General features: G+C 55.0%; 10 protein-coding genes. 6 read left to right on the forward strand and 4 right to left on the reverse strand.

Features of this window, described 5'->3' with window-relative positions; all coding sequences use genetic code 11:
- Nucleotides 1-649: 649 nt before the first annotated feature.
- The 3 genes from NK214_RS05590 to NK214_RS05600 are packed head-to-tail and all read left to right on the forward strand — an operon-like array spanning nt 650 to nt 9,458.
- On the forward strand, nt 650-4,627 hold the full coding sequence (locus tag NK214_RS05590; protein ID WP_253313914.1) for a hypothetical protein: 3,978 nt from the start codon (nt 650-652) through the stop codon (nt 4,625-4,627).
- Entirely contained in the window at nt 4,624-8,514 is a 3,891-nt protein-coding gene (locus tag NK214_RS05595; RefSeq protein WP_253313915.1) for a hypothetical protein, read from the forward strand. Before NK214_RS05590 ends, NK214_RS05595 begins: the two co-directional genes overlap by 4 nt.
- Nucleotides 8,515-8,519: 5 nt before the next feature.
- Entirely contained in the window at nt 8,520-9,458 is a 939-nt protein-coding gene (locus NK214_RS05600; protein ID WP_253313916.1) for a hypothetical protein, read from the forward strand.
- A gap of 730 nt (nt 9,459-10,188) precedes the next feature.
- Here the strand turns inward: NK214_RS05600 and NK214_RS05605 are convergent.
- From NK214_RS05605 to NK214_RS05620, 4 genes are all read right to left on the reverse strand, one after another.
- Nucleotides 10,189-10,872 carry a hypothetical protein gene (locus tag NK214_RS05605; RefSeq protein WP_253313917.1) on the reverse strand — a complete coding sequence of 228 codons (684 nt, stop codon included), beginning with the start codon at nt 10,870-10,872 and terminating at the stop codon, nt 10,189-10,191.
- Nucleotides 10,873-10,942: 70 nt separating this feature from the next.
- Nucleotides 10,943-11,437 (reverse strand): TniQ family protein, encoded by a 495-nt coding sequence (locus NK214_RS05610; RefSeq protein ID WP_253313918.1) that lies wholly within the window; start codon nt 11,435-11,437, stop codon nt 10,943-10,945.
- A 14-nt stretch (nt 11,438-11,451) separates the two neighbouring features.
- Nucleotides 11,452-11,811 carry a helix-turn-helix transcriptional regulator gene (locus NK214_RS05615; RefSeq protein WP_253313919.1) on the reverse strand — a complete coding sequence of 120 codons (360 nt, stop codon included), beginning with the start codon at nt 11,809-11,811 and terminating at the stop codon, nt 11,452-11,454.
- Nucleotides 11,812-11,852: 41 nt separating this feature from the next.
- Complete coding sequence (locus NK214_RS05620; protein ID WP_253313920.1) at nt 11,853-13,607, reverse strand: TnsD family Tn7-like transposition protein; 1,755 nt, start codon at nt 13,605-13,607, stop codon at nt 11,853-11,855.
- A gap of 186 nt (nt 13,608-13,793) precedes the next feature.
- Between NK214_RS05620 and NK214_RS05625 the strand changes: the two genes are divergently transcribed.
- The 3 genes from NK214_RS05625 to NK214_RS05635 all read left to right on the forward strand — a co-directional run bounded on the left by NK214_RS05625 (nt 13,794) and on the right by NK214_RS05635 (nt 17,256).
- Nucleotides 13,794-14,054: a DNA-binding protein gene (locus tag NK214_RS05625; RefSeq protein ID WP_253313921.1), complete on the forward strand. Its 261-nt coding sequence runs from the start codon at nt 13,794-13,796 to the stop codon at nt 14,052-14,054.
- Between the two features lie 227 nt (nt 14,055-14,281).
- Nucleotides 14,282-15,253 (forward strand): hypothetical protein, encoded by a 972-nt coding sequence (locus NK214_RS05630; protein ID WP_253313922.1) that lies wholly within the window; start codon nt 14,282-14,284, stop codon nt 15,251-15,253.
- Entirely contained in the window at nt 15,250-17,256 is a 2,007-nt protein-coding gene (locus tag NK214_RS05635) for a hypothetical protein (protein ID WP_253313923.1), read from the forward strand. Before NK214_RS05630 ends, NK214_RS05635 begins: the two co-directional genes overlap by 4 nt.
- Nucleotides 17,257-17,292: the final 36 nt, after the last annotated feature.

Raw genomic sequence — 17,292 nt, forward strand, 5'->3', positions numbered from 1 at the left:
GTGAGCACCATGCGACCATCCACACTGGATGGCATTAGCCGCCGCGCCAAAAAGTATTCTCATGCCCAAAGCATCCCGCATCTTGATGCACTGGATGGGGTTGCGCGGGAAGCTGGCTAACGATGGTACAAGTGCTTAGCTCAAGAGTAATCCAGAAAAGCGCTTGGTGCGCCCTCCTGTCAAACTCAAGGCAACGGCCGTACCATTTACGTCACCATATTGAACATTCGATGCATATCTCTCGACCTTCTCGCGGAGGCGCTTCAGCAGCCTTCTGACAAATTTAACAAAAATATTCTTGAAGTATTTCTTCTGACACCTTGTCCTTCAAATCGCCCTGAGCTAGAACGATGGCAAGTTCTGTTTCGCCGGATACCCTGCAGGCATGGGATCGAGAACCAGCCGAGTCGAACCATCAGTGCCGACTGGCAGGCGTTCAAGGAGGACGGAAATGATCCGTGTTCTAGGCGCACGCACGTGAAGAGTAGCGCGCGCATAGTCAGATACTCATATGGCATAATCCGGATTGCCCCCCCCCGTAAGATGACGATTCACGAAAGCACCGTCATGCCTCTCAGGAGGGTTTCGCTTAGATCGCAGCCGTACTGCCTACTGCACACGACATCGGAAAGTCTGTAAGGAGCCTTCAATGGAAGAGGGGTACTCGAAAAAGCGCTTTTGGATCTCACGGCGCGACTTCATTCGATATAGCGTCGTCCTTGGCGGATGCGCGGTCAGCGGCTGTGCTGAACTTGGCGCTGGTCGACTGTCAAGCGGTGAAGAGTCTGGCTCCATACTCGAGTTCTTCGTAGTACGCGAAGAGGATGAACTGTTTCTGCGAGTTAAGGCGGTCGGCTTCCGAATGAAGCCAGGCAGCCGGATATTGGACCCGGCTCTGGACGCTGTCGATCACCTTCTGGTCTTCGAGATACCGCCTCAGCAGTTCTCCGAGCCGGCCATTGCGCTGCCCGTAATTCCCGAGGTACTCGACGAACAGTACTTGCGCGCCATCACGCTTTCGCCCTCCGTCCCTGGCCGACTGGTTTTCCGCGTCCCCCCAAGACCCATGCCACTGCGTGTGGAATCGCTGCTAGCCTGGGAACAGTTTGAGGCTCTATTTCCGGATCTCAATACCTCCGGAACACCTTACGATCTCGAGGTTCCCCTCAATGAGCAAAAGCCATTGAGCCGGGTGGAAATGCTCTGGGGGATTGAGTTTGCGCCAGAAAACATGTCCCAAAGGCTCATTTTCACGGGAAGTTCCAAGGCAAAGAGCGAGCGCGGCTGGACAGAACTGTGGTCGTCAGCGCTGCGACCATCGAGCCCGCCTGGGCAGACACCCTCTCTCCCCATGGAGATATTTAGCATTCGGGGCTTTACCCGTACGACGACGACGGGAGCCATCGCAACCGGTGACCTCGTGGTGACCTACAAGACGAACCTGGGCGACAGTCTACCTGCGAAGTCCCCCCCCATCGAGAACTGGGAGAGGGCAGAGTTCGCAGCGAACCTCTCGCGGCGATTCACATACACGGGAAAAATCTGCTCATTAGGCTATACCGCCAAGATCCGGCTCGTCGACGAAAGCACTACTTTCAATGCGAGTTACGCTGCAGGGCGCGCACTCCAAGTGGACCAATATAGGATCTCCGGCCGTGGCGGCTACCTCGACTTGCATGGTCAGTGGGCGCCCTTTCCTGGGTCGGCGCTATCAGGCCTAACCGTATCAACCACTGGCGGCCGCTACAATCATGTGGAGATTGTTCGGCGTGGGTTCCTATATCCCTTCGGCACGCCATGCGAGCTCGTTACGCTCTCAGATCGTGTCTTCGCCAAGGACAGCAAAGGCCACTTCGTTGCACCCCTGATCAAACAGGTGTTTCTGCGGATACCCCAGCCCAACAGTGTGACTGTGGGACATACGGAGAGCCCTTTCGTCTACTTGTCGGTACTGACCCCGCAAACGCTGCCGCTCGATTTGCCTCCAAGCGGCGACCCAAGCGATTACGGGAGGTTTGATTACTTCCTTCCTACCGTAAACGGGATTCCTTTTGCCTTCGAACACGTAGGGACCGATTGGGGAGGAGACACCCTACGCGCGTCGATGCCGCTCGTTTTCGTGAGCAATGCTTCCCTCGCGCCAAATGGGCTGATCTGGGAGCCGGGATACCCTTGGGCTCCGGACACCGCCGGTGCGCCACCGGCGTCACCTCATACAATACCGCGAGGAGGCGACGGGTTTCGAGTTGTGGACAAGCTTTGGGCGCTCCAAGCTGGCCGCTTCGCCCAGTATGGTGGCGTGACAGTTTCACTGGCGGGCGGGCAAAGTAAGGGTGATACCGCGCAGAAGGTCGAGTGGATCGAGTGGACACGCGGAAACATTCCTGATCTAGCGCCGTGTACCGCTATGGCCGCCCCGTTCCGACCGCGGGCGCGAACGATGCGCTTACGGTTGCATGCGACCGAATATCTTTCTGACGAGCCGTCTGCGATTCTGGCGACCTATAGAGACATTCGATTTACTAGCGCCCCATTCCTAGATCCAGAACCGACAACACCGGCGAACATCTACTTCACGAACGTGACGTCCGGGTCATCAGATCCGGACTTACCATACATATACGTCCTTGAAACGCGACCGCTGGCGCCCGAAGTCGGAACGCCAGCTTCGCGAGCTGCTGCCCAGGTGGCAATGGATATCCGAGACCTGTATTTCCGGGTTTCGGATACCGGACACGCACCGCCGACCAGTCTATTCGCTGGGATCAACAACGAAGTTCGATTTGGAGCCACCGCATCGGCAGAGGGGGTCGGTGGTCTTACTGTGCCCGATACGCATTTGAGCGCCCTTAATCGTCGTCTGGGGCTGGTCGGTGACGCAACCTTCAATGAGCGGCGATGGCCGGGCTTTGCGGCCATGAAATCGAAGCTCGCGGCCGCCCATCGACTTGACTTCGCAGCCTACGCGCAAACTCAGCGGGCACCGCTGGATCAAGCTCCCTTTGATCATACTGTCACGCCTGCTGATCGTGCGGCCGCCGTTGCGGCAGCGCGCAGCATGATGGGGTTCCCCGCTGCCGCCGCGCAGGCACCTGCTCTTTCGCCGGAGCCGCGACTTGGTAGCACCTTCGCACCCGAATTAAAGCTTGGAGACTTGTTCGGGATCGACGCTCAGCTTATCCCCGGGATGCGGTTCTCCGACCTTTTTTCGGACGTACCACTTGCCGGTTCACCTGAAAGCGTTGCTCCCCTTTCTGGGAACATGGGCACCAATAAACTGGCTGCGGAGCCGCTTGCCTGGAACGTCAAGCTCACTGGCATAGAATGGCTGACCAAACTGCAGACCCAGGCGGACGCTGCTGCCATACTGTCTCAATTACTGCCAGCGATCGTTGCAGAGGCCCGACCCGACTCCGCAGCTACGCCATTGTCGATGGGAGTGGAAGCGACCTTATCGTGGTCGAACAATGTCTTCTTCGAGAAGGACATAGGCCCTGCCAAGTTCGTGCCTACAGGTGACACAAGCATAGAAATTGACGCAGTCACAAGGGTCGATCTCGGCGTTGTCATGATTGAGGGCGACCCGCCTAATTTGTCGTTCGCACCTGGTAAGCCAACGGTCACCGCCTCTACCTCCCTTCGAGACTTTTCCGTCGAAGTATTCAGCGCAATCCGGCTCAATTTCTCCTCTGTCTCCTTTAACATCGCCGCAGACGGTTCGAAGACATTTTCCCCGAAGCTTGCCTCGGTTGATCTCCTACCTCCTTTGGACTTCATCAACCAGGTCCAAAGCCTGTTCGGCGGACTGGGTGGCGGATCCCAGATCCGCGTCGATATTAGTCCGCAGCGCGCAAAGATATTGCAGACCTTAGCCTTCCCGACAAATGGAGAGCCTCTTTTCATTGGCCCGGCCCAGGTTACAAATCTTACCCTGAGCTGGGCCGTAACCGTTCCACTGATGGGCCGTGACGTGCTGTCCGCGTCGTTCGCCATTGCCTCTCGCGAAAAGCCGCTGACTATCTTTGTTCCTCCCTGGTACGGTGGGAAAGCCTACCTGCTGCTGGAAGTCACAACGCGCGGCTGCCGATTGGTCGAATTCAGTATGGAGTATGGGGCTCTGATCCCAATTACTTGGAGCGGGGGCCTCGCGACAGGGCAGGCTTCACTTACTGCCGGATTGTTCTACCTTCTCCAGCAGGACGACGCTCATGACAGCGGTCAAGTCGTACTGGCTGGCTTCGTGAAAGCCAGCGCCAACCTCACCGTCGCCGGGATCATCCAGTTCTACGGGCTAATCTATATCAGCTTAAGCTATGTCATTGACGCCAATGGCCGACTGATTCGAGGGGAGGCAGGCGTTAGCGTCTCAATCAAGATCGGCTTTGTGCGCGTGTCATATACGTTCACTGCAAAGCATGAAGAAAGGCAGCACGGCGGCCAAGCCGCACATCCCACAATGTCAGGTGGTGCAGCGACACATATGAGACTTGTCGCTACGGAGGAATCCAAATCACCCTTGGTGGCACCTATTTCAGCGATCGCACCGTTCGGAGAGGGCTTCTCGATTGAGCGGCGGAGGGCATTCGAAACCTTACTTGCCGGCTATAGATCTGGAGGTCTGCAATGACTGCATCCTATTCCCTGATTCCGATACCGCTAGATTCTGCTTCTGCTGCCAATTCACCTGCACGTTTTCGCGTGGAAATTCTGGCGATTCCTGAGTTTTCCTCCGGGGTAGTGTCCCCGTCGGAGATCGCTAGTGTTCTGGCCGCCCACCCGTTGTTTGCTGGAAGAGCTCCGCAGACTTTGCGTGCGCTTGTGATGCATTACGACGACTGGCGCGCCGCTCCGCAACGATTCGTTGCTGGAGGAGCGGGTGTAACGTCGGTCACACTACACTATGCCGGTGACACAGAGTTCGGCACTCTTCTCGATAACCTGCGCACCTACCTTTTCAGATCGTCCCCCATGCATGTCGAGGCAGTCCGACATGACGACACGCATGACAAGCGTAGTGCCTTAGATTTCGTGGACCTAGGGGCGACGCACAAGCAGATCGTTCAGCTTAGGAAAACTCTGGCAACCCACGTTGCCCATGCGGCAACTTTAAGTTCCTTTACCACTCCCCGCGATCTTTCGGACCAGTCAGTAGCTTATGCACGCCGTCGTTGGCTGCACGCCGGAGTCCAGTCGGCGCTCCTTCACCTGCTTCGCAACAGGGTTGAGATCGCGAATATCGAATTACAGGCCACGCCGTCCGATATATCGAAGCTTCATCGGGACATTGGAGCTGTTGCAAGGCGGCTTGACCCAGCCACGACTGCTCCGCGCCCTAGCGGCAGCAAGTTCAGAATACAGGGCGGACCCAATGGGGGCGCGTCAGCGGACGATCCCAACGTTGCGATCCACGCGGCCCTGACGGAGGAGCTCGTCGCGCGCGCCTGCGGCTTGGTGACGTCGTGGACGGCGGACAGCGCTGCCCCGCTGAAAGGAGACTACGTGCTGGTCCTGGATCCAGCTGCATTTCCGGCTGATGGGACCGTCGTTTTTCGCAAGACAGCGCTACGCCGCAATGAGGCAACTCACCCTCTGTCCCACGCCGACCTTGGGAGGGCCACCACCAACGGCGGGCTCGCGATGGTGACCGACACGGCAGGCCATCCTCGTTACACCTGTATTTCGGTAAACGCTGAAACGGCCATAGTGCAAGCCACTATTCTGCAGGCCGGGAACTCCCTCTCTAACAGCGGAGCGCCGGCAGCCCCCCCCGCAGCTGGGCAACGTGATGATCGCCCGCCTGTGGAACTTTCTTCCGAACAGTTTGGAGTGAATGAGATGGAGGCCGTCGGCCTCACTTTCTCCGCACCCGCGGAGGATTTGGTGGTTCCCGACCCGCTAAAGTCCACCACACGCGAGGCGGATCTGCCCTGCCTATTTCTGGAAGATCTCTGGACGGGCTACAAACTTGACCTTGCCGCCGAAGGCGATCCTCTCCGAAGCACCCACAGGCAGATACGGTGTGTAACGTTTTCTTCCGGTAAAGTGCTTCGCGGCGAATCCGAGGACTTTACACCCCGCGAACCCGCCAACCAGATGGACACTGCTGTCAGTACCGAGATTCTGCGTTACACGGGGATGTCCACCGCCCAGGCGGTGGAATACTCTCGGTTCCTAGGCACTTACCAACAACCTGCAGCCACGCCCGGCGCTCCTTTCACTGCAACCGCAGAACAAGGCATCGACGCGACGCCGCTCCGTTTCGGGCAAAACTATGCATATCGCTTGCGAAACGTCTTTCAAGGTGGCGTGAGTCTGCGACATGACGATCCCGGACTGCCAATGGGGCAATCCACTTACGTGGGGACTACACGATTCGAACGCGGGCGATCCTTCCGCGCAGGAGAAATTGTCGGATCTGTGCACGGTGGTCCCGACCGCGATACCAAACAGATGTTCGTGTTCCTCTCTGAGGATGCCCCAAAGTTAAAGATACTTATTGCGCCAGCACCTGTGGATCCGGACATCGCTCGTTACAATGGGCAGTTTCTAAACGGGGCGGATGAGCCAGAACGTGATGCCGACCGGGCATTCGTTAGTGATCTCCCCAACTATTTGGCAAAAGAAGGGATCGAAGCCCCATATTATTGCGACCCAGAAGTCAGTGAAATTGGTGTCGAACTTTGGATGCGAAACGGCGCCCCAGAATCGACCGGGCGAAGCTTCATATACCGGGAGGGTGCTTACTGCGAAGTCGTGCAGCCCCTGCACCTCGGACCAGCCTCGGCACGCTTCGGCGCAAATGGGGACTGGCGCCGCTTCCGTCCGATCGAAGTGGCGTTCAAAACGACCTGTGACGCCAAGCCCAAGCTTCATGTCGATCGAGATGGCTCCAGAGTCGAGGTATTGGTGCCGCTCTTTGCCGAGATCGACGTAGTGTTCACGCCCATGCTGTCCTCCGAAAGATTGACGCGCGCCCTGGATGCAGCGTCTGAGGGACTCACCTCTGACTGGCCAGTAGTCGAGCATAGAATCCGAGTCATCCACTGCGCTCCGGAACCAGCAATGCGACCGGTGATTGTCACGGAAGTCGGCGCCGTTGGTCCTCGGTCCGCCTTTGTTCCATTATTGAAGCGCGAGCGACTCTCGGCGCCGGCTCAGTTGATTGGGCGAATAGATGTCGATGCAGCATCCACAGGCTCCCTCCAAATCGAGGGCTCCTGGGAAGAAATCGACGACTCACCCTTCCATCCACGCTTTCTTCTACAAGCGGGCCGTTGCGTCTCTCGCCCGAGGAGCCTGACATTCAGCGACTATGTACCACCGGCGCCAACCGCGGCCATGGCGTCCCTCCTCGGAGGCAAAGGTGCGTCGGTCATATCCCATTCCGTCCAGAACATCGGAAAGCACTGCGCTGAGAACAAGTTATTCCTTGGAGGGGTTACGCCGCTCCCTGGTGTGAATCCAGATACGGCCGAGTGCGCGCTACCGCTGCCGGATACCCGCAGGCGCCGCATCAGTTGCATTGCAACCGGACGTGGCCGCTATGAGGCGCATTTTCCCGACAAATCAGCCACGGCGGTTGAGGCGCGCTCCGAAGCCGTGGTTTGTGATGTGCCGGCGTCCATGCCGCTTCCTGCGCCGCAAATCAGTCACATCCTTCCCATCGTTCGCGAATTCAAAACAAGGGATGGAAATCGAAACGAAGCGCGAAGGTTGTATGGGTTCCGAATCTATGTTCGGCGGCCCTGGTTCCTTTCAGGCTTAGGAGAGCGCCTAGCAATTGGCTGTCACACAGGTGCGGTGCCAACCGGCCCTCGCGCGAATCTAAATAAGCTTTTCACACAATGGGGCGAGGATCCAATCCAACGTTTAGAGCTAGACGCAAGCCGCGCTCTACCACGCGCTATGGACTTTCGCGGAGCATTGTCGAACGATCCTTTCGCTCTGGAAGACGCGCTTTATCCGCCCGACAGCCCGGAAGGTTCTGATCCAGTACTTTATTTCGACGACGTCATCCGGGACACAGATGCGCTCGCCTCCGATGACGCGCGTCTGGCCCTTGCAAGTCTCGCCCTGCACTGGGATGACGTGCTCAAGCTCTGGTACTGTGATCTCGAACTGGCAAAGCCCTTCGCCGGCTGGGTGGGCCTCGCGCTCTACCGCCATCAACCCCACGCGCACGATGGGCTACAGCTCTCCCGTTCCGCCACTTGGGTTTACAGCATGGTTATCCAAGGAGAACAGGTGTCATGGGTGCGGCATGGCGACCGCGTACACGTCACCATTGGACCGGTTTTCGACAAGACATTGAGCTTCGAGGTGGCGCGAGAACACTTTCGAGACGGTGTGAGCGAGCCCTTAGGGCGCGATGCCAGCGCGAGACTGCCATTCGACACATTCGCTGTCGAAGATCGAACTTACTTCGAGGGGATCTTTGATGTGTCATCCAAGCCCCTGTGCGTTGTAAGGAGGCGTTTCGGATTTGATCTCTCTTCCTTCAGCCTAGAGGGCTGACAATCATGAGATGGACACCGTATACATTGGCTTTACTTTCTTTGGTAGCAGGGACCGCTGCCTTAGCAGGCGAAACAAAGTGCTTTAGTCCCTTAGCTGATTTCTCGGATCGAGACCCCGCGCACTTCTTGGATATTCAGGCGCCGACCACCGCTGCTCCAGCGAAAGGAGTGAAAAAATTCGAGCCAGTGACCTCCGGTAAGGGCAACGCCAACATCGACTTCCTGTACGTCAGCTTCTCTGCGCCAATGGGTGTAACGATCCCTCAGTTTTTTAAAGCCATGCGACTAAATTTCCAAAAATTTGCTCGTGGCACCAGCCACATCTTCGGCTTTGGACCTTACGAGGCAAGCACAGCGTCGAATGACCCCGTCCGCGTCACCAATCTCTCCAAGTGGGATTCAGACGATCCGACCGGAGCTCTGATGAGCTTTAATTTGGATTCGGCATGGCCAGCCGCTGGAGCCGTTGGGTCGGGGAGGCCCGGAAAGGGACGTTTGGCAATAATAGAGAAAGCCGGGGATGTTCAGGTGACGTGCGCTTCTCAATCAGATTTCATATTCTCTACCGTCGAATCGGAGGCCGGGGGCATGCACCCTGTGGCGGGTAATCGTGGATTCGGGTTAATGGCCAGCTCCGATGGGCAAACATGGACCTTCTACTCGAAGGCTGTCGATCGAGATTCAACCTCCCTAATGAATCTACTGTTACGGGCAAACCCAAAGGAGGAGAATCTTTTCTGCAAGGGACAATCATTCTGGGTCAGTTTTTTCGTCGAGCTTCGCAACTTTCTTAACGAGAGAGGTCTGAAGGTTACGGATTGGAACTTGAAGAATCACGGGCCTGTACCGTATCCCTTCCAAAACGGACAACAACCTGCAGAGCAAAATTGTAATGCCGACCGGATCATAATCCCGAAAGATGGAGCCCCCCCTCTCCCGTGAAATATGGCATCGCCCTCCTGTGATGCCCTATTGTCATAGCTAACGGGGCTGCACAAATCGACTGGTAGCACTCATAGCAAGGACGCATAGATGGCTGAACAGTTCTTCCAGCTAGGCTCTATACAGGCCTATGCAGCGCTTCGAGCACAATGTTTTCATCTTGATAGCATTCATCGGCTATGCCTGCCCCCAAGGGGATAGCGGGAAGGCCGCATAAACGTTGTTGCATCTTTTCTACCTCGGCCCCGCAGCAATCGCCATGTTGCCTCGCCGACGTATCGTTCATCGCCACTCGGCCGGACAGATACGCAATGTCTACTTCTGCGCGGTAGCACCCAACGGCCTGCAGTCGATGCAAACTGCCATTGGCTGGGAGCTGATGAGTGAGCCGATGCAAGCGGCAGCATCCCTAAACAGTGCCTGCTTCAGACGGGGTGACCATGCCGGTGTTGAATGGATCACTTGATCTGACTCGCTGAAGGGCACATGTGGTATACGTTGGGATGGGATCAAGCTGGCAGGAAGTGAAGCGGCTGAATAAGGCAGGGCATTACTACACGCTGCAGTAGAGTGTACTCGACATTCTCTTTTGCAGTTGTGCTCGATAGCCAGAAGAGGCGGAATATCGGGAGCCGCAACGGCCGATTTAGGAATATCACCGGACGACCGCGGTATTCCTTGTTAATGGCGACTTTGGCCGAAGATCTGCCTATATTCCCATTAGGCCTTTTTAACCGATCCCTAGCAGCGCGGCAAAGACAAGGATGTCTTGACTAGCATGCCCCTTGCCATTCCGCTCCCAATGCGCCTGCATGGCCTTTCCCCACACCTGAAGTTCAGCCAGAGTCGCGTCTTTTAACCGTTGTAGGATTTTTGTCCTATGGTGAGGTTGAGCGCGTCCCATTGCGGGTAACCCGTATCGTTGAAGCCGTCGATAGATGACATCGATATGGCAGCTGAGCAGGGGCGCAATTCGATCTGCTTGGCCATGGGCTTGAATATAGCTCTGGACGAATCCTTCGCGTGATCGGATCGGTGTATTTGGCATCGACTGAGAGTTCCTGCTCCGTCTACGTGGGGACTGCTCGAGTTTCTCTTCCAATTTTGCGAGTAAAAGGGTGGGGTTTTCGTATAACGAAGCCAAAATCATTGCAATAACTTGTCCAGATGCACCCTGCCCCCTGAAGGCTGCATCGATCCCCACTTCACGCCCTTGATAGTTTTCGCTCAGAAGTGCGGGATAGTGCTTTGTTAGCCAGTCTACGGGAAATGCCGATCTGACGTACAGGCTCAGCGAGGAGTGTTGAATGGGGGTCTTGATGGCGATAGCGATATCTAGTTCGTCACATCGTACCTTGATACAACGTTCGAGATCCTTTGGATGGAGCCGTACCGGTTGGGACAGGAACCACAATGCAAACTCGTGGTAGCGGGCTACTGTCGGATGATTCCAGGAAGGGGCCGACTCCGTAGAGCAAAGTGAGTTAGCTAGGTAAACGCCGGGGGTGTACAAGAAGGTATTTTGGCGTTGAACTTGGATGAGTGGAACCTTGTGTTGCGGGCAAACGTCGAGGCCAGGAATCTGGTGCCTCCGTACCCACCAGCTTAGCTATGTCTGCTTCTTGTTTCTCAATGCAATGAGGACAAGAGCGGACGTATTGCAGAATGGGGCTATCTGCTTGCTTGAGCCATTGGCGGATAAGGGGAATATAGGTCTGCCCCGTGTTCCTCCGTCCCACGTAGGCATAAAGAAAGGGGAGCATGGAATGCTGTGCCAGATACTGCTCTGGCTTCATGGCTAATTGCGTGGCGAGATAGTGAAACTGTTGCCGGAATTCATCTCGCTTCAGGTGGTCCTTCGCGGGACCCAAGGTGTGGTGTAGAAGCTTTTCCAATCTAGGTAGAGCGTTGAGGTAGGCAATCCGACCTGCATGAGCCTTCCCAAGCTCATCAGGCAGTGGTTCGACAACCATGACCATGGGTATCCTCCTTGCTACGGCAACTTTGTTGTCACTGGGTGAAGTTGCGCCAGGCTACGTATTACCTGCGCCAATGCCTGCGCATGCTCTTCGGTTCCATCCCATACCTCAGCTAAAGCCGACATCAGCTCACTGTTTGTCCGCACATCCGGTCTTTCGATGTGTGGCATCTGCTTATTTGCATAAATGCATAATTTTTCAAGCAACTTGGTACGACGCTTGATGTGGCCAGACAGCACCCGGCTAACCTGTGACTGACTTACTCCAATCGCATTGGCTATTTCAGCTTGTGTCAATCCGGCCGACTTGAACTGAGGTGCAAGGGCAAGAGCGAGTTGTTTTGGGGTACTTGCGGTCATGCCTTCATTATGCATATAAATCACATAAATGCATTAAGGCAAGTGCCAGGTGTGGGCTACTTTTCTGGAAAGAGGGTCGTCGAGGGTTGGGGCTGCTTCTTTGTGATTCGTTTGATTATTTGCAAGGTGAGCGGCAGACGCGCAAGGGCGCCAAGCCGCATGCGTAAAAGTGGCAGTTTTTTATACAGCGCCTGGAGGGTGATGCGCTTGTGTGGTTCAGCCTGAGCAATTTCCAATGCAGCTTGTTCCACGAGATGCGCAAGTTCGATGTCACGTTGGTCCCAGCGGACCCTGACCTTTGGGGTGTCAGGAAAACTTGGACCGGCGTGGATCTGGAGCCACTCTCGATCGTTGCGGTACAACCAGGCATAGACGGCTGGTAGTAATAGGCGAAGTGCTTTGTTATTGAGCTCTGGAGCCTCTTGCCGAGCTTTCTGCCAGCTTTGCCTCGCCTGTGTTTTTGCAGCCTGTTGCCGCTTTGTGTGCCAGAGAGACTGTAAGCCTGGAACCGTTCGTAAAATGGTAGTGACTGTGTGTGGGGAAATCCCATACTTGTCGGCTGCAACGGTCTTGTCCGTTCCTGATTCGAGATCTTGGACCAGTCGCAGGTAGAGATCAGGCTTAAGTTTCTTGGGGCGACGAGTACTCGTCAGGCCATGGCTTGCTGCATGCGCCATGAAGGTTTTGATATCTACACCTGCCAAGGCCGAAGCTTTACGAGCCGAGATTTCTCCCCTGGCATAGCAATCCATCACAGTTGATGTGACGGCTGTGCTTTTCAGCGCTTTATGCTGCTTCAATCCTGGGCTGCCTGGTGTCGACACCTGCTCAGCGTTGTACGCGGCCAGGAACGCATCAGGGGTGGGATAAAGCCAACTGATCATGACCATCTGGTGCAGCGGGTGGCGTACGAAACGTGGGATGGAAAGCAGCCGACGAAGGTGGTTCTCTGCCTCCAACGGGGTGGCAGGTAGGGAAGCGAGCTCCGGGATTTCGCGTAGTTTGGTGCAATGTTCCAGATAGCTCGGTACCGCCAAGCTGATACGGGGTTTACCGGTCAGTGTTGCATAGCCCGCCTCGGTCAATGCCTTTGTATGACTATGCACAACGGCGTTTGCTACTAGTGGCTGGCGCAGTGACTTTTCCGCAAGGACCACGGCAAAGCTGGCCAGTTGAGTCAAGACAGTGTTCTCCGTGGCCATGACAGATCGGCCATCGGCGCTCTGTGGGGCGCTTAATTCCGCAGCTGCAGGCAGAACCCATTCAAACCGCCCTACACCATTAGCCTTGCATTGCGCCTCGAGCAGCGCAGCACCATGCAAGGGGCAGATCCAGACGCCAGGGAGTTGATGAACGCGATGCCAATAGGCGATCTGATGCTCAACGTAATCGCGGGCCATGCACTCAGGGCACGCCTTCAGTGGAAAGTTTGCCCTGAATTGTGCTGTGACGAGCCCGAGTTGAAATTTCAGCATGCCCGGACTTGAGGTACGCAACTGGTCGATGACGTGCTCAATCTTTTCTAGCGGCTGAAAAGCTAGCAGCACAGGGGCGATGGTGTGCCATTGCAGGATCGTCTCAACCCCTCCCAATTCTCCTCCTGAGCCTTCGACGAGATGGCCAAGCCCTCCGGGCAGATCATGAGCTGTTCCAGACCGTGCATGGCCAAACAGCATTCGGCTTGTTCTTGCACTTTGTACATGCCCCGAGAGCCAGTGAAACCGACTAGCCCAGCTGAAAAGGCTCTCATCAGGCAACCAGCCAGGAAGCCGGTGCTGTGGGGTTTCGAGGTCCAGTACGTTGTTAAGCATGGTTTTCGATACTCACGGCGTATGTCTACATGTAAGTATTTGATTATCAATACTAGGGTATTTTTAAATATTTCTTGCTAGTGACTGCAGTGTAGACCATAGTGAAGCTGGATCGAGCAGGAGCGAGATCAGCTCTTTTGGTGTGAACTGGAGAGAACTGGTGATAAATGGAGGAAAAACGCAGTCATGCAGATCTACACCGCTGAGGAGGTACGCTTGGCCTTCCTCGCACGCGGTCTGACCATCGCAGACTGGGCGAAGCAGAATGGCTTCAAGACGGACCTGGTCTATAGCGTTTTGCGGGGACGGGTACGAGGTGCAAGGGGGGAGGCTCACAGGATTGCTGTGGCCCTAGGCCTGAAGGATCCCAGTGTGAGCGATGGTCTGATCAAACGGATAACGCAGGAATCGACAGAAGAAAAGGAGGCCCCGATGGCTGAGGAGTAGTCCAGTAGGGGAAAAGCACAAGGACCGTAGCTCTTGCAGGAGCAGACGGTCCTTTGGGGTGCAGTAGATCACTTTCGAGGGAGATCTGCTTTCATCCTCAACCACAGCGTGGCCGTTGTCAAGGTCCGTTGTCGGCCCGCTTTCCCCATCGTTACAGCAAATACCGGAATCCACCGGCTCAGCACGAGCGGTGGTCGGGATCAGTTTTGCCTGTGGAAGGGAAAATCATGGTGAATAAACGTATGAAGTCCTTGGTCGACCGCTACAAAGCACGCCAAGGGGTGCCACGCATCGGGGCTGAGTATCAACCGGCCATTCAGGCGGTCAAGGGCGAGGCGCCGTCACTAGGGCGGTGTGCTCGTATCTTTGTTCCACGATACGACCGAGCGATCCATACCTTGAGTGCGTCGGAAACTGCGGCTGTTACTGTGGCGGCAGCACATCCTCGGATCAGGGATATTCTGGAGCAACGCTGCCTACCTCCATTGCTGGATATCAATCCGATCGCGCTATATCCCGAAATGCGCGGTCATCGCCTGCCAGGGCTGCCAGGAACTTTGGCCGTTGCTGAACAATGCGGCTTGCTTGCATTCCACCCATCACTACTAGATGACGATGGCGATGAGTTATCCCACGTGCCGCTGCCGTTGGTCGGGGACATTCTGCTCATTCTTCGCGACCAAGAGGGTTTGTATGGGGTGAACTGGACGATCAAGTTGGATGAGTCTGGCTTCCTTGAAAGGCAGAATCGGAGACCACTTCGAAGGCAAAGCTTGGTAAGCCAACAAAAGGCGGAGGCCCGGTTACGTATTGAAACTGAGTGCTATGCACAGGCAGGGATTCCGACGCGCCGGATCACGGGCATCACCTTCGATAAGGTATTCGTTGCCAATCTCAGAATGTGTATGGCATGGCTGTCTCGACCAACTAGGCTGACTCTGGTCTCTCAGAACGAGATGATTAGGTACTACCGCAGGATCATCGATACCAAATACACCCCCCTCGATCTACTTGAAGAACTCATGCACCGATTCGACTGCTCGCGGCAAGACTGTCTGACCGTTTTTTATCAGGCTGTCTGGTACCGCCAGCTGCAGGTTAATTTGTTCCGCGCTGTCTTGTTCGATGCGCCTATGCAATCGGCTAAGGAAGAGTGGTATGTCAAGTACTCGCAATTTTTCTCGAGGAGCGGAAAATGAACGTTGGTACTCAGTTTAAATTTCCAAATGGTTTCGGTTCGATTTCCAGCAATCAGACGCTATACCTGCTGAGTAACTCTTCATCGGCTGATCGGGTTATCTGCGTTGAGCTTGTTTTTGCGAAAAATACTCGCCGAGCTGATTTTCATTTTTTTCAACGTGAAGAATTTGAGCAAGGATTGCTTGATGGCCAGATATCGATGTCGGAAGAGAAGGTTCCGGTCTGGCTTGAGCGCATTAAGGGTTTGAATATTCAAACGTTCGAGGCCGAAAGAACGGGAGCGAAGCGCTCTAACTATGAGTGTGCTGAGGCTAGAGAGTGCATTATTCAGCCCTTGGTTGCCAGGGAAAAAGAGATCTTTTCATCTTCTGACCCTGCTAAGTTCATTGCTGACTGGGTGAAGGATAATGCCCCTGATCAAAATGCTACGCGGGTCCGTTTTTGGCTTTCATGCTATTTGGTATTTGGTAGAGATTCTGCGGCTCTTTATCCAAGCTATTGCCGGATAGGGCAGTATGATCGGACTCCGCGCTCTGGCAAGAACTATTCGGCAGGCCGCCCCGCTCGTGCGGTTTGTCGCGGAAAGTGTAAGATTGACAAAGACGTAGAGAAGAAAATTGAGAATGGCTATGTCAGGCACGCTGGCCATGGTGTGACGGAGGTGACCGTTTACAGCAACACTTTGGAAACTGAGTTTGGGTGTACGGTAAAAGGTAAAGGGGAAGGCAGGCGAATTATTTCGCCAGGTGGTAAGCCTTACCCGACCTTTAATCAGTTTCGCTATCGTGTTCGAAAATTATTTAAGCCGGATATGTTGCGAGAAACGCGATATGGCACTGCACGCGTGCGTAACAATATGACGCCAGATGCCGGGCGTTTTAGCGAGGGTGTCGCCAATATTCTGGAAAAGGCAGAGGCGGATGGCGATTATCTGGATGAGCAGCTCGTAGATTTCGATGGGCAACCATTTGGCGACAGCTTCTGTAGAGTGACGTTTATTGATCAGGCGACTAACTGCCGATTAGGAATTGGGTTCGCAACGGGAGCGGAAAACCTTTCTGCGTATCAAATGGCACTTTTTTGTGCTGCTGTATCAAAGTCATACTTTGGCAGACTATTGGGCGTGGAGATTAGCGATGAGGAGTGGCCCTGCCGCGGCTTGCCTGCACACGTGATTGTCGATCGGGGCCCTGGGGCAAGTGTAAATCTGGTAGCGAGTAAAGACCTGATCCCATTTATTGAGATGGTTGGATCATTTCAGCCGAAAAGTAAAGCTACCGTTGAGTCCTCGCATCCCCGAATGACCCAAATGGAAGGTGCTCCTATGACCTACCAGAGTGCCTTCACTCCGGTAGAGGCTGCTAAGCGCGAGGTGCTCCGCGCCATCAAGGCTAATTGGAGTGGTGATGCGAGCGAGCGTATGACACCCGATATGATAAGGTCTGGGGTTGCTCCTAATCCGACGGCAATATGGGCCTACTTAGATCGGCGAGCCAGAACAAGTGGCTACGAAATTAGTCTTGAAAAGGCGATCCGGACATTCCTTACCCCTGTTCAATTTACGGTTACCCGAAACTGTATCAAGCTGGGGCATCGCCGGTTTGACTCTGCTGAATTATGTGAGCTAGGTTTTCGGGGACGGATACCCAAAGGCCAGACCCTGAAGGTAAGTGGCTATGCCATGAATCTCTGTGTAAAATATGCCTGGCTAGAGGTTGATAACCGGTTAGTCGAGGTTCAGGCATTGTTGCCAATCCGTGATGATGAGCGGCAATTATATGTCAGCTTGGATGAGTTTAAAGCCGAGCAGGCCTCGCTTAATCAGGGAAAGGCCAAGCAGGAGGATTTTAATGTGGCCGTCACTATGAGCTACAGAAAAGCGTGTGTGATTGCCACCGGTAAGGAGCCGACTGCTGGCCGCTGGCGTGCTGGCAAGAAAAATCGGTCTCGTAGTCGCAAGGCGGCTGCTGGTGTAACTAAAAAAGCTACGATGCATAGGTAGGTCCGTATGGTAATGACTCCATGGGCAACAAGGTTT

Source organism: Chromobacterium sp. S0633, assembly GCF_024158805.1.
GTDB lineage: Bacteria > Pseudomonadota > Gammaproteobacteria > Burkholderiales > Chromobacteriaceae > Chromobacterium.